Annotated in this window: 9 protein-coding genes and 1 tRNA gene; 3 read left to right on the top strand and 7 right to left on the bottom strand. The window is 64.6% G+C overall.

What is annotated here, in order from left to right:
- Positions 1-6 precede the first annotated feature (6 nt).
- Positions 7-1,179: a glycosyltransferase family 4 protein gene (locus ACT53T_RS17875; protein WP_476162246.1), complete on the bottom strand. Its 1,173-nt coding sequence runs from the start codon at positions 1,177-1,179 to the stop codon at positions 7-9.
- A 10-nt stretch (positions 1,180-1,189) separates the two neighbouring features.
- Between ACT53T_RS17875 and ACT53T_RS17870 the strand changes: the two genes are divergently transcribed.
- Positions 1,190-2,527 (top strand): hypothetical protein, encoded by a 1,338-nt coding sequence (locus ACT53T_RS17870; RefSeq protein ID WP_476162245.1) that lies wholly within the window; start codon positions 1,190-1,192, stop codon positions 2,525-2,527.
- On the opposite strand, the gene ACT53T_RS17865 is transcribed toward ACT53T_RS17870, so the two are convergent.
- The 6 genes from ACT53T_RS17865 to ACT53T_RS17840 are packed head-to-tail and all read right to left on the bottom strand — an operon-like array spanning position 2,517 to position 11,011.
- Positions 2,517-3,674, bottom strand: coding sequence for a glycosyltransferase (locus tag ACT53T_RS17865; protein ID WP_476162244.1), 1,158 nt, complete (start codon positions 3,672-3,674; stop codon positions 2,517-2,519). The two genes, ACT53T_RS17870 and ACT53T_RS17865, sit on opposite strands and share 11 nt — an antisense overlap.
- Positions 3,667-4,683 carry a polysaccharide deacetylase family protein gene (locus ACT53T_RS17860; protein WP_476162243.1) on the bottom strand — a complete coding sequence of 339 codons (1,017 nt, stop codon included), beginning with the start codon at positions 4,681-4,683 and terminating at the stop codon, positions 3,667-3,669. The genes ACT53T_RS17865 and ACT53T_RS17860 overlap by 8 nt, the downstream gene beginning before the upstream one ends.
- Positions 4,680-6,257 carry a lipid II flippase MurJ gene (locus ACT53T_RS17855; protein WP_476162242.1) on the bottom strand — a complete coding sequence of 526 codons (1,578 nt, stop codon included), beginning with the start codon at positions 6,255-6,257 and terminating at the stop codon, positions 4,680-4,682. The genes ACT53T_RS17860 and ACT53T_RS17855 overlap by 4 nt, the downstream gene beginning before the upstream one ends.
- Positions 6,254-7,684 (bottom strand): O-antigen ligase family protein, encoded by a 1,431-nt coding sequence (locus tag ACT53T_RS17850; protein WP_476162241.1) that lies wholly within the window; start codon positions 7,682-7,684, stop codon positions 6,254-6,256. The genes ACT53T_RS17855 and ACT53T_RS17850 overlap by 4 nt, the downstream gene beginning before the upstream one ends.
- 7 nt (positions 7,685-7,691) lie before the next feature.
- Positions 7,692-9,884 (bottom strand): GumC family protein, encoded by a 2,193-nt coding sequence (locus tag ACT53T_RS17845; protein WP_476162240.1) that lies wholly within the window; start codon positions 9,882-9,884, stop codon positions 7,692-7,694.
- Positions 9,854-11,011, bottom strand: coding sequence for a glycosyltransferase (locus ACT53T_RS17840; protein ID WP_476162239.1), 1,158 nt, complete (start codon positions 11,009-11,011; stop codon positions 9,854-9,856). Before ACT53T_RS17840 ends, ACT53T_RS17845 begins: the two co-directional genes overlap by 31 nt.
- A gap of 668 nt (positions 11,012-11,679) precedes the next feature.
- Here ACT53T_RS17840 and ACT53T_RS17835 point away from each other — a divergent pair.
- Both ACT53T_RS17835 and ACT53T_RS17830 read left to right on the top strand, forming a co-directional pair.
- Positions 11,680-11,755, top strand: a tRNA-Phe gene (locus ACT53T_RS17835).
- A gap of 200 nt (positions 11,756-11,955) precedes the next feature.
- Entirely contained in the window at positions 11,956-13,143 is a 1,188-nt protein-coding gene (locus ACT53T_RS17830; protein WP_476162238.1) for a tyrosine-type recombinase/integrase, read from the top strand.
- Positions 13,144-13,154 lie beyond the last annotated feature (11 nt).

Below are 13,154 nucleotides of genomic sequence, written 5' to 3'. Positions count from 1 at the left end.
AAGTTATCAATTGGCTGCGGACGGCTCTTCCTTTTGCATTTCTTCCAATAATTCGAGATATTTCGTCGCGACGCTGTCCCAGCCGAAGCTCTCGGCGGTGGAGCGGGCGCCGGCCCGCAATGTCGCGAAACGGTTCTCATCCTCGAAGGCGTCGCGCAGCGTCTCGGCTATGTTTTTGGCGTTCCGCTCGATCGTGAAGCCGTTCACGCCGTCTCGCAAATAGTCTTCGATCCCGCCGACGCGGGTCGCGAAGACCGGGAGGCCGGCGGCCATCGCCTCCATGCAGACCAGCGAGAATGTCTCATAGGCGGTCGGAAGCGCGAAGGCGTCGGCCGCGGCGTAGAAGGCGGCGACGTCGCGCCGCGCGCCGCAGAACAAGAGCCGTCCCTCGGCCTGCGCGGCGAGCGTTCTATATCGTGCCGGACTGTCGGAGCCGACCACGGCCAGCCAATAGCGCTCGTCTAGAAGCGCCAGCGCTTCGATCAGCGGCGCGAGGCCCTTGCGCGCAAATTCATGTCCGACGAACAGCAGCAGCCGGGCGTCGGGTGGTATTCTGAATTCGCCGCGAATTTGCGCGCGCGCTTCCTCCGAGGCTTGGAAACGGTGGAGATCGATGCCATTGTATATGATGCGAATGCGCTCGGCGGGAACATTGTAATGCGATTGCAATTCGTCACGCACGCGAGCGGAAACCGCGACATATTTGCGGTAGCGGAGCCCGCCGATCATCCAGCGGTCCCGCAAGGCGACCCAATAATGCATGGGGTTGAGCCTCCAGCGCCAATCGCCGGCCTCGCGCTTTTGCGCGAGACTCTCTGCATTCACGGCGTGGACGACGAGAATGTCGCCACGCAGACAATCGCCATGGCTGATGATCTGCGCCGCCCGCGCGCGGCGCCGAAGGGCCAGCGTCGCGGCGAGCGTGAATATCGGCATGACGACGAGCCGGCCGATATGGCGCATGGCGCCGCGAGTCGGCACGCGCGACAGCCATGGCGCGACGAGCTCTATCTCGGAGGCCGTCTCGCCGTCGTCTGCGACGACCGCGGCGACGACGCTATTGCGCGCTCCGGCGCGCGTGAAGGCTTTTGCGAGCTCGAAGGCGACTGTCTCGACGCCGCCATCTCGGCTGAATTCTTGCACGACCTGAACGATTTCGACTGAATTGCGTGAGCTCATTGGTAAATCCATGACACAAATCTTCGTGAGATTAGCGTGCTCGACTCTGCTTTTCGTCGCATCGGCCGCCTTTTGCGAGGATCGGCTCTTCGAGCCCGATGCGCCGTTGCGGATGCGTATCGGCGGCGGAAATCTCGTGACGCATCTGCATGGAGCGCCTTCTGCGCAAATCTATGCGGCGCTGCGCGGAGTCGGCGCGCCGCTCGGCCGCATGGATTCCTATGGTTGGCGCACGCTCGACCGCAAGCCGACGCCGAGCGATTTCGACGCCGCTATGCGCGAGGCCTATGAGCGCGGAATTACGCCGGTCATTCTGCTGGAATATGAGGGCTCGTATCAGTTTCTCGATCCGCCGCAGCCGATCGGCTCCTATCGAGATTGGTTCATCGCCGGCGTCGCTTATGCGCGGCGCTTTCAGCCCGGCGGCGATTGGGCGAAGGCCAATCATATCACGGGATGGGGCGCGACCATCTTCACCGCGATCAACGAGCCGGACGTGCAGGCGGCCATTCCGCGCGAGGACTATCGGCGGGCGCTGGAAGGGCTGGCCGATGGCGTTCACAGCGTCAATCGAGAACTGAAAGTCGTTCCCGGGGGCTTCGCCACTTGCAACTCGCATGGCGACGCGACGCTGCGCGGCTATGGACCGGCCATTGCGCCATTGCTCGAGGACGGACGCCTCGACGGCGTCGATCTGCATACCTACTATAACTTCCGCTGGTTTCCGCTGACTCGCGGTCGCCAATTCTCGGCGCAGAGCTGCTTCGATCGCGTCAAAAAAGCGATGGGCCTTTCGCGCGACATTAATTTCTACGCGACCGAATATAATATCTCGAAATCGGAAGGCTGGGCGCGGCCGGAGACCGCCGCCAAGCTGTTCCTCACCGCCTTTTGGGACGAGATGGCGGTCGTGGGCGCCGACGGGCGCAGGCCCGCGACGGTTTTCGCCATGCCCTGGAATCTCGGCGACACTGGCGCGATCGAGGGACCGAGCTACGCAATGGCGGCCGGCGCCGCTCCATGGCGGCCGGAGGCGCGCGCCATCGTGCTGCGCAATCTGATCGCGCTCGCCGGCGCGATGCATTTCGTTTCCATCGATCGCGAGAAGGGGCTGCTGACGCTGGAAGGGCCGAATGGGCGATTGCTCGTCTGGCATGATCTCGAGGGCTGGACGGACGCGCCGGGCTCCGCATGGACCGTGCCCTTGCCGGAATGGGCCGCCGCCGCGGAGCTGTGGGGCTGGGACGGACTGCGGCGACGCGTCCCCGTGGCGGGGGCGGAGCATCGCTTCGCAGCGCTGCAGCCGGGCGAGACCTATATGGTGTTTATTCCGCGGCCTAAGCTCTGAGCGACGTTGCATGATAAGCCTCGAGCCAAGCGCGCCGCAGCGTGCGCGCGACCTCTTCATAGGTGAAGCGCGTCGCGACATTCTCCAGCGCGCCGCGTGACTTTGCGCGCACGTCCTCTTTGCCGGCGGCGATGTCATCGAGCAGGCGCGCGAGCGCCGCGCTGTCACGCTCGGGCGCGACCCATCCGCCTTCGCCGATCACATCCGGTATCGCCCCGCCGGTGGAGCCGATTACCGGCACGCCGCAGCTCTGCGCCTCGATGATGACGCGGCCGAATTGCTCGCGGACGCGCGGCGTGGTGCGCGTGAACAAGATCAGCGCATCCAGCCCGCGCATGAATTGCGCGACCTCATGCGGCGGCGCCCAATCGCGAAAGCTCACGCGGTCGTCGAGACCGAGCCGCTCCACACGCGCGCGCAATTTGCCTTCATGCGGGCCGGCGCCGATCAGATAGAGTCTGACACTGGCCTCCGCGCGCGCGATTGCATCCAGCACATCGTCGAGCCCCTTCTCCTCGACGAGACGGCCGACATAGCCGATGCGCAATCCCGCGCCGCGCGGCGGCGCGACGCCATCGGGATGGAAGCAGTCCTGATCCACGCCATAGCCGATCATCGTGACCGGCCCCTCATAGCCGCCGGCCCTCACCACGGCCTCGGCGTCCGGGCTGCGCGCGAGAATATGCGCGCATTTCTTCAGCACGAAGCGGCGAATGGTCTCGAAGGGTGGCGGCAGGGTCTTGAGAATGTTCTGATCGACCTCGAGAACGAGCGCCGCCTCCCGCTTCGTCAGTGCGGCTTGCAGCGCCACTATGCTCCACGGCTCTTCCCATAGATGAAGCACATGCGGCCGCACCTTGCGCAGCAGGCGCGGGAGGCGCGGATAGAAATGCAGATACCAGTTCAGCGGCCCGGCGCTGGGAAACAGGATCGGTAGCACATGCAACTGCATCGCGGGATCGGCTGCGGGCTCGCCGGTGAGCGAGCGGCCGAACTCGCGCCAATTTTTTGGCGCGACGAGATGCAGATCGAGGTCGCTCTGGCGGAGCAGGGGCGTGTAGCGCTGACGTCCGCCCTTCTGGCCGACGGCGGAATGCGCGACGGAGACGACGCGCAGAGGGGAGGGGGCGCTGCGAAGGTCAGACACGGCCGAGCATCCTCGCGACGACGCCGGATACGCCGGTCAGATGCATCTCGGCCATCGCAAGACTTTTCGCGCCGCCATTGAGCGTGTTGCGCGGCAGGCTGAACACATTGCTCCGGCGCCGCATCACACCTTTGCGCGTCGTAGCCGCCGAGGAAAAGCCGGCGCGACGCGCGAGCGCGAAATCACGCTCGCCCGCATCGGCCGCGCGGCCAAAAGGGAAGGCGAAATGTCGAATCTCTCGGCCGAGCCGCTCGCGCAGCCGACGACGGCAGGATTCGAGCTCGGCGAGCGCCTCCGCTTCGCCGAGCGCCGAGACGCGCGGATGATCGACCGTATGCGCGCCGATCTCGACGAGCGGATCGCGCGCCAGCGATTGCAGCATGTCCCAGGAAATGGCGTGCTTGTCACGCAGCCGCGTCTCGTCGAATCCATTTTCCGCGCAAAAGGCCGAATAGAGCGCCCCTGCTCGTGGTCCTTCCCATGCTCTCTCTATCGTCGCATAGGCGGCACGCTTCTCTTGCGCGGTCTCGATCTCGATCGTCCGACCGTCGCGAAGGATATGCTCCTTGCTCAGGATGATGTCCTCGAGGCCGGCGTGCCACAGGGGCATTGTCCCATCGGGAATGCCCGTGGTCACGAAGAGCGTCACCGGCGCTTCATGCGCGCGAAACAGAGGGACGATCTCCTCGAAAGTGTCGCGGTAGCAATCATCGACGGAAAAATTCGCGAAGCGGTCGCCGGGGCGATCGGCGGCCGCGCGCTCTATCGCCTCTTCCATGGTCACGATCGACCAGCGCTGCGCCTTCAGATAAGCGAGCAGACGATCGAGATAGGCGAGATCGAGATAGAAATTGCGATTGGGGAGCCGCTCCCATAGCGCGCTCGGGGCGCCGCGATGAAAGGTGAGCAGACAGCCGCGCGCGCCTCTCGCCCTGTCGAGGAGCGCGCCGATGGGTCGCAGCGCCGCCTCCATCGGCAGAACGTCTGTCAAGCTCGACGCGAGACTCATGGCGCCTCTCCTGTTCCAAGCAATATTCGCAGCTTCGAAAGACTCGCGTCGCGCAGTTGCGGCAGCAGCATGAATGCTCCGGCCGCTGTGCAAAGGGCGCAGGCGACGCCGCCGGCGATGAGGCGTGACGCAAGGGCGCTCATTTGCGCCTCGATCATCCATCCGGTCGCCAGCATGGCGCCGCCGGGCGCCGCCGCCAAGCATGTCAGCGTCAATATCCGCTCACGATTGGGCAAGGCCCAGGTCGTTCCTGTCAGCAATGTGAGGCTGCGCGCGCTCTCGCCGAGGCCGATCAGCAGCATGCCGAGGCCGAGCGGCGGCGCGAGCCATGCGCCGAGCGCATTGATGACGATATTGACGAGATAGGCGCCGACGACGATCAGCGTCGCCCGCGCATTGCGGCCCTCGCTATTGAGATGCCGCAAGAGAATCCATCCGAGCGTCGAGGCCCAGAGGCCGATGGAGACGCCGCGCAGCGTCGCGCTCGCGAGCAGCAGGCCGGTCTCGGAGAATGCGCCGCGGAAAAACACCAGCCGGACGATATCGGATGCGAAGACGAAGACGAAGGCGGAGGCCGGGACGGTGAGCGCGAGAATGAGACGGGCGATGGCTTCGATCTGATGATGGCTCTCGTCCTTCCGATAGCTCGACATATAGGCGAGCCCGACCGGCTGGCTGATGAGCAGTAGCGCCGTGTCCGAGAGCGTGCGCGAGTAGTCGAGCGAGGCCACTGCGCCAGTGACGTTTCGCGAGGCCGCCAAGCGCTCGATCCAGACCTGCGTCTGCTCGGCGAAGGGAAGCGCGAGCAGCGGGCGCAGGCGCCACAGAAACTCGCGTCCGGCCGCAACGATCATTGCGGGATGCGCGCCGCTCGGGTCGAGCGTGCGCTCCCGATAGCGCGACCAGAGGCCGAACAGCGCCAAGGCGTTGAAAGAGAGCGTGAAGGGCCAGGCGAGCGCGCCGAACCAGCCGACGAAGGAATAGAGGGCGAGACCGATGATCATCGACAGATTCAAGAGGCCGGCGCGCAGATTGGAGAGCCGCGTCTTGCCGAGCGCGATCTCGCCCGCCGCAAGCGTGTTCACCAGCACGGAGGCCGGCATGGCGAAGCTCATGATCTCGACATAGCTCAGCGTCAGCGCCTTGCCCTCGGGCGTGAAGCCGCCGAGCATCAGATCGATCCACCATGCGCCGAGCGTCTGCACGCAGAGCATCACCGCAATGGCGGCGAGCGTCAGCGCGCAGCAGAGGGAGGCGAGCACGCGAGGGGCGCGTCCTTCCGCCTGGGCGTGTTGCAACATGGGAATGAGAATGGCCGGCGCGCTCTCATTTTGCAGAAAGCACAAGGGCAGCAGGATCACGGTGACGGCTCCGCGATAGCCGTCGGCGAGCAACGACGCGCCCAGCACTTGCGCCATCAATATCTCGCGCGCGAAGCCGAGAATTTTGCTGGCGAGGGCGCCGAGCATCAGCAGCGCGGCCATTTTGCGCGGCGCGGCGCGCGTCGGCGCGGCGGACGAGATCGGAGCGCTCCGCGGAGGCTCCGAGCCGCGAAGGCGCTGCGTCCAGCTCATCGGCGCCGCCCGAGGTCGAGGCGGCGCCGCGGACCGCGCGTCGGGATAGGGGCGAGAGCGAGCGCCATGAAGGTCCAGAAGAGAAATCCCGCTTCGCCCGAGCCTATGCCGGCGAGCGGCAATTGCACGAGAAAGAAGGCGCCGAAGGCGCCGAGCATGACGCTTTCCGCGCGGCTGTCGCTCAGCGCGCCGACGATCGCCGATACGGCGACCCACACCAGCGCGAAGAGGCAGATGAGGCCGAAGACGATGCCCATCGACTGCCAGCAGGCGATGATCATGCCGTCGACCGGCTGCGAGCCGGCGACGCCCGTGTCGACCGTGGTGAATCCGGCGCCGATCAGTGAGCTGTCGGAAAGATTCCACAATGCGGAATATTGATCGATGCGCTCGCGCGCGCTGCCGTCGCGGCTGCCTTCCGAGAAGGTCGCCAATCGCGCGCTGATCGACTCGCCGAAGGGCGTCGCGACCAGAGCGACGATCGTCGCCGCGCAGACGCCGAACATCATGATGAGGGAGCGTCCGCGCGTCGCGCGGAACAAGGCGCAGAACAGCATGGCGACGACGAGCGAAATCCAGGCGGTGCGGTAGAGCGAGAGAAACAGCGCGAGCGCCGCGGGCGCCGTGGCGATTTGCGACAGCCAGTCGCTCTTGCGAAACCAGACCAGCAAGAGTCCAGCGGCGGTGAAGGTGGCAAAGCCAGCGGGGGCGTTCATCGTGCTGAAGACGCGCACGCTATAGGGGATGGGCTGGCCGATGGAGGTGATCGGCGCATTCTGCATCCAATAGCGATCCCATGCCGGCGGATCGACATATTGCGCGACGCCGTAGACGCCGATGAGCGGCAGCGCGATCACGAAGACATTGGTGAGGGCGGCGAGCATCTCGTCCTTGTCGGCGGTCTCCGCGAGCAGCATGGCGTAGAGCAGGGGAGCGAACCATTTGACGGCGTCGCGCGCGGCGCTCATCCACTCGCCTTTGAACAAGGTGAGGATCACCGCATAGACCACGCAGGCGATGACCATGAGCATGGGCTCCATGCGCCGCATCCGGCCCGGCGATGTCATGAGGCCGAGCATGTGGGAAAGAGGCGCCATGAGGCAGGCCAGCGGCCCCACCAGCATCAGGCTGCTGACGTCATAGCCGAGGCGGACGTCGACCAGCCGCCGCACGAAGGGCGTGAAGAGAAACAAGAGCAGCGCGGCTCCGACATGAGCCGAGGGTCCGCGTCGCCAGCTCCACCATCCGACAGTTGCACAGGCGAGCACATAGAGCGCGCGGGCGGGCGCGCCGAGAAAAGGTCCGACAGCGCCGGCGATGAGCAATGTCGCGAGCGCGGCGGCGCATCCGATCAAATGGTCCCGCGCGCTCGGCGTCGCGTCGCGACGGACGCCGTGGTCGGTTCTGGCGCCAGCGAGAATCGTCATCTCCGCCTCACGCCGTCGCACGCGAAGATCGCTTCGAGAAAGGCGGCTCGTCGCGCTCCGCCATATTGACGACGACGCCGAGCAGCCGCCCGCCGGAGGCGATGAGTCCCTCGCTCGCGGCGAGCGCTTCCTCCGCAGAGCATCGCCCGGCGCGCGCGCAGAGCAGGATCGAATCCGCCCGCCGCGCCAAAAGGCGTGCGTCCAATGCATCGGCAGGCGGGCAGTCGAGCAGCACGAGATCATAGTCGCGCGTCGCTTTCAGCACGGTCTCGATGCGTTTGCCTATCTGCGGCGGCGCTGCTTTGGCGGAGGCGCCGAGCGGCAGGGCGTCGAGCATTCGCCAGTCTGTCGCCGTCACGCAGTCCCGCAGAGGCGCTGTCGAGTCCAGCGCCTCGAGCAGGCCCGGCCCGTGCTCAAGGCCGAGCGCAGACTCGAAGCAGGGATTGGCGCGGTCGCATTCGACGATGAGCACGCGATGCCCCATCGCAGTTACGAAATGCGCCAGGATCAGAGTGAGGAAAGTCTTGCCGTCGCCGCGCGCGGGCGAGGTCACGGCGATGAGCCGCGATCCCTTTTCCTCGCCGAGGCGCGCGCTCGAATAGATCTCGAACAGCGCGCGCTGCGCGGCCTCGTCGCTCTCTGCGAGCTCGATGAGGGCCTTCGAGGGCAGGGCGTGATCTCGACGCGCCGGCATGCCGAAAAGTCTGGCGCGTGCGCTGCGAAAATGCGGCAGCTCCACACATGGCGCGTCGCCGGGGAGATCGGCCAGCTCGGCCGAGCCGCGCAGGCTCTTGTCGAAACGATCGCGCAATATCGCCGCCGTGGCTCCCAGCAGCGTGGCCATCGTCAATCCCGCCGCGAGGAATGGCAGCTTCTTCGGGAAGTAGGGCTGCTTGGGCAGCTCGGCCAAGCCCACGAGGCGCGTGCTTCCATTCAGCACGCGACGATCGGCGTCGAGCTCGCTGGCGCGCTTGTACAGCTCGGAATATTGGCGCCTCTTCATATCGACGCCATGCACCAGCGTCTCTATGGAGCCCTGATCGATCATCGCGTCGCCGACCTCTGTCTTGGCCGCCTCCACCTTGGCTCTCAGCGAGGCGACGAGCGAGTTGGCGGCGTCGTAATTGCGCTTCGCCGCGGCGGCGACGCCGGCGACCTCGGCCGCGAGCCGTCGCTGCGCAATGTCGCGCTCCTGCTCCAGCCCGCGCATGGCCGGGTGCCGATCGCCGAGCGTGCTCTGCGCGGAAGCGATCCGCATCTCGATCATGGTGAGCTGCTGCTTGAGGTCGGAAACGCTGCGGCTCGCCAGCACGGCGGGCGAGTCGGCCAATCCCTTGCCTTTGTTCGCGGTGATCTCCTTGAAGCGCGCCGAGGCCTCCGCCCGCGTGGCCTCGGCGGCGGAGAGCTGCTGCGTGAGGCTGGTCAGGCGTTCGGAATCGATCAGCGCATTGGTTCCGCGCGCCAGACCTTTCTTGCGCTTGTATTCTTGAATCTTGCCGTCGTCGTCGCGCAATTCGGTCTCGAGCCGATGCACCTCGGCCCATAGCCAATCCGCGGCGTGCTGGCGCCCGGACGACAGATTCGCGCGCTGATCCTCGAGGAAGGCGGAGATCAGCGCATTGGCCATCTTCTGCGCGATCTCCGGCCGAGTGGATTGATAGGAAATGCTGATGACGCGCGATCGCCCGACATTGCCGATGGAATAGCGCGGACGGACGAACTCGACGAGCGCGTCGGCGTCCTCGCTCAGCTTGTCGCAGCCGGAGCGGCGGCCGAGCTTTCCCAGCAATGCGCCGATCCCTTTGCCCGCAGCGCAATCCTGCAGCGCCAATTCGAGAACGCCGGGCGAGGCGGTCGCCGCCTTGAGCACGCGCGACGAGCCGATGATGAGAAGCTGACTCTCCATATCGGCGGGATCGCCGGCCTTCTGCGCCCAGACGGCGGATGAATTATTGTCGCCGGGCTCCTGCTCGGCGACGATCACCGATCCCGTCGCCATATATTGAACCGGCAGCAACAGCAGCGCCGCGACGACAGCGCCGAGAATCGCGATGAAAATCACCGAGAATATCGTCTTGCGTCGCCACAGCGCGGCGAGCAAGCCATGTCCCGGGGCGGCGGCGGCGATGGTCGTCGCGCGCCGCGCCTCCAGATCGGAAACGGCTGCGCTTAGATTGTCATAGGCCATGCGGGCGTCCAATCCGTTTCCTTGCCGCGCTCGCGTTCCGCGATCGTTCGCTCCACGAGATCTTTGAACTCTCGGCGAAAGCGCTCTGCTGAAAAATTCTGCGCTCGCCTTCGGCAGGCCGTGCGCGAAAATTGATCCTCTTCCGCGACAAATCTGCGAAGGCAATCGGCGATCTCCGCCGGCGTCGCATTCGCGAAGAACATTCCCGAGCGAGGCTCCCGCGCCGACACCGATTCTCGCGCGCCGCCGCGATCGAGCGCCAGCACCGGCGTTCCTTCGGACATGGCCTCGACGACGACGATGCCGAAATCCTCCTCGGCGGCGAAAACGAAAGCGCGCGCCGAGGCCATCAGATATCGAAGCCGCTCATCGCTGACGAAGCCTTCGAAGGAGACATTGTCGGTCGCTATGCTGCGCAGGCGCGCGCCTTCTGGGCCGTCTCCCGCGACGATCAGCTGAAGATCTTCGAGCTCGGCGAAGGCCCTCACGATCGCATCGACATTCTTGTAAGGCACGAGGCGGCTGGCGGTGAGAAAATAGGGACGACGCGAGACGTCCTGCCCTCCGCCGAGCGCGACCGGCGGGTAGATCACTTTTGCTTTGCGCCCATAGGATTTTTTTATGCGCCGTGCGACGAATTGCGAATTGGCGACGATGACGTCCGGCCCATTCGCCGTGCGCGTATCCCAGATGCGCAGATAATGAAGCAGCATGCGGGCGACCGCTCCCTTGATCCCTTTCTCGAAGCCATTGTCGCGCAAATATTGATGCTGCATGTCCCATGCATATCGCATCGGCGAATGCACATAGGAAATGTGAATTTGATCCGGGCCCGTCAGCACGCCCTTCGCAGCGGCGAAGCTGCTGGAGATGACGAGGTCGTAGGCGGAGAGATCGAACTGCTCGATCGCCAATGGCATCAACGGCAGATACAAGCGGTGATGCGTGCCGACGAAAGGCGCGCTTTGCAGAAAGCTGGTCGTCTCGCGGCCGATGCCGATGACGGCGCGATCTGCAGGCGGGAGAACGTCGAAGAGCGAAAAGACATGCGCTTGCGGATAGCATTGCAAAATTTCGCCGAGGACGCGTTCGGCGCCGCCGAGGACATAGAGCCAATCGTGCACGACCGCGACACGCATACGAGCATTCTTCCCTTGTGGTTCCAGGGCGCTCGTCGGTGCAATCACAATCGACGGGCTAGGGGCTAATTACGTCTTCAAATACAAGCATTATCAGTGATGATGGTCAGATAATCGAGGTGAGGTTCTCTTCTATAGATGTATACATTTTTACGTGTTCGCTTGTGCTCTCGTAAAGTGATTTTTTGACAAGAACAGTTAATGTGAAATTGCTCAACTCGTCTTTATGTGTGTCGGTCATATGCTTTTCGGCAATTCGTTCGATCTCGAAAGAACGAATGAGCTTCGATCGCGTGATCTGCGCGCTCTCACTCCTCTAGCGCCTATGGGACATTATGATACGGCGGTCGATACGATGTCTCTGATCGGGACAAAGGATCGCGCGAAGAATGCGCGTGGACCTTTCAGGCAAAAGCAATGCCGCCACCAATGGGACGATGAACCATTAGAGTCGACGCGCGCGGCGAGATGGTGAGCGCATCTCGATGATGTCATGCAGGACGGGAAGGGCCGGCCCCGTTCCCCTCGCGGATTCGCGCGTGCGCGGGCTCGGCGACAGCGGCCGCGCCTGCGGTTTTGCGCGAGCTCGTGAGAAATCCGCTTTTGGGGTCTAGACAAGGCCGGCGGCACTTTCTATAAGCCCGCTCTCGGCGTCGCGAGGCGCCCAGGCCCAGGTAGCTCAGTTGGTAGAGCATGCGACTGAAAATCGCAGTGTCGGTGGTTCGATTCCGCCCCTGGGCACCATCCCCCTAATCTCCCGGCATCTCAGGACGTCTCAACCGGCGTCATATTGCATTGAGATGATTGTCGTTTTTTGGATTTTGACGCCTTCCGCCGTCTCAATCGGCATCTTCGGATATCACCCGATCTCATGAATTTGTTGGCCTTGATGTTGGCCTCGCCCTGGTATCTGCTGGCCCGAGGCCAACAGCCGGGAGGCGTCAATGCCCCTGACAGATACAGCGTGCCGCGCCGCCAAGGGCCTGGAGTCGGAATACAAGCTCTCCGACGGCGGCGGGCTCTACCTCCTTGTGAAGCCGAGCGGCGCGCGGCTCTGGAACCAGGCGTACCGGTTCAGTGGTAAGCAGAAGAAGCTCTCCCACGGCGCCTATCCCTCCGTTCCCCTCGTCGAGGCGCGGCGGCTGCGCGACGAAGCCAAGAAGCTGTTGGCCTCGGGAGTCGATCCTGGGGCCAACAAGAAGGCTGCGAAACTGACCGCCGTCATCTCGGCGACGAACACCTTCAGGGGCGTTGCAGAAGAATATCTGCAACGCATCGAGGACGAGGGCGCCGCCGCGTCCACCGTTACGAAGAACCGATGGCTGCTCGTCGATCTTGCCGGCCCCGACCTTGGCGCCCGACCAATCGCGGATATCACCCCGGCGGAAATCCTCGCGTTGCTGCAACGGATCGAACGCAGCGGGCGCCGGGAGACGGCGCGGCGGCTGCGTAGCCTGATCGGCACCGTCTTCCGGCTCGCTGTCGCTACACTGCGGGCCAAGGACGATCCGACTCTTCTGCTGCGCGGCGCCCTGATGGCGCCGAAGGTGCAGCATCGGGCCGCAATCACCGACGAGAAGCAACTCGGCGCGCTTCTGGTGGCGATAGACGCCTATGACGGCTGGCCGACGCTCCGGTGCGCTCTTCAGTTCACCGCGCTGACGTTCGCCCGCCCCGGCGAGGTCCGCGGCGCCACATGGGCAGAAATCGACGCGGCGGAGGCAATCTGGCGCATCGACGGCGCCCGCACCAAGGTTCGCCGGCCGCATGACGTGCCGCTCTCGCGACAGGCGCTCGATGTGCTGCGCGAGGTGAAAGAGGTCGCCCGGAGCACGCTCGTGTTCCCCTCTATCCGCTCCAATGCCCGCCCCCTGTCGGAGAACGCCATGAACGCCGCGCTGCGGCGCATGGGCTTTACGCAGGATGAGATGACCGCGCACGGCTTTCGGGCTGCGGCAAGCTCGATATTGAACGAACGGGGTTTCCGGCCCGACGTGATCGAGGCCGCCCTCGGGCATCAAGATCAGAACGAAATCCGGCGCGCCTACAACCGAGCGAGCTATTGGCAAGAGCGGATCGAGCTGATGCAGGCGTGGTCAGACTGCATTGATAAATTCAAACGAACGCCCTGACGAAAGACCTC

The organism is Methylosinus sp. DMC45 (assembly GCF_056313885.1).
Note: the sequence above shows the minus strand (reverse complement) of the source record. Positions and strands in the feature narration are given on the sequence as shown.

Coding starts and splice junctions, on each gene's coding strand:
- ACT53T_RS17875 (WP_476162246.1), bottom strand. CDS start 1,179: ATGAGCTCACGCAATTCAGTCGAAATCGTTCAGGTCGTGCAAGAATTC.
- ACT53T_RS17870 (WP_476162245.1), top strand. CDS start 1,190: ATGACACAAATCTTCGTGAGATTAGCGTGCTCGACTCTGCTTTTCGTC.
- ACT53T_RS17860 (WP_476162243.1), bottom strand. CDS start 4,683: ATGAGTCTCGCGTCGAGCTTGACAGACGTTCTGCCGATGGAGGCGGCG.
- ACT53T_RS17855 (WP_476162242.1), bottom strand. CDS start 6,257: ATGAGCTGGACGCAGCGCCTTCGCGGCTCGGAGCCTCCGCGGAGCGCT.
- ACT53T_RS17850 (WP_476162241.1), bottom strand. CDS start 7,684: ATGACGATTCTCGCTGGCGCCAGAACCGACCACGGCGTCCGTCGCGAC.
- ACT53T_RS17840 (WP_476162239.1), bottom strand. CDS start 11,011: ATGCGTGTCGCGGTCGTGCACGATTGGCTCTATGTCCTCGGCGGCGCC.
- ACT53T_RS17830 (WP_476162238.1), top strand. CDS start 11,956: ATGCCCCTGACAGATACAGCGTGCCGCGCCGCCAAGGGCCTGGAGTCG.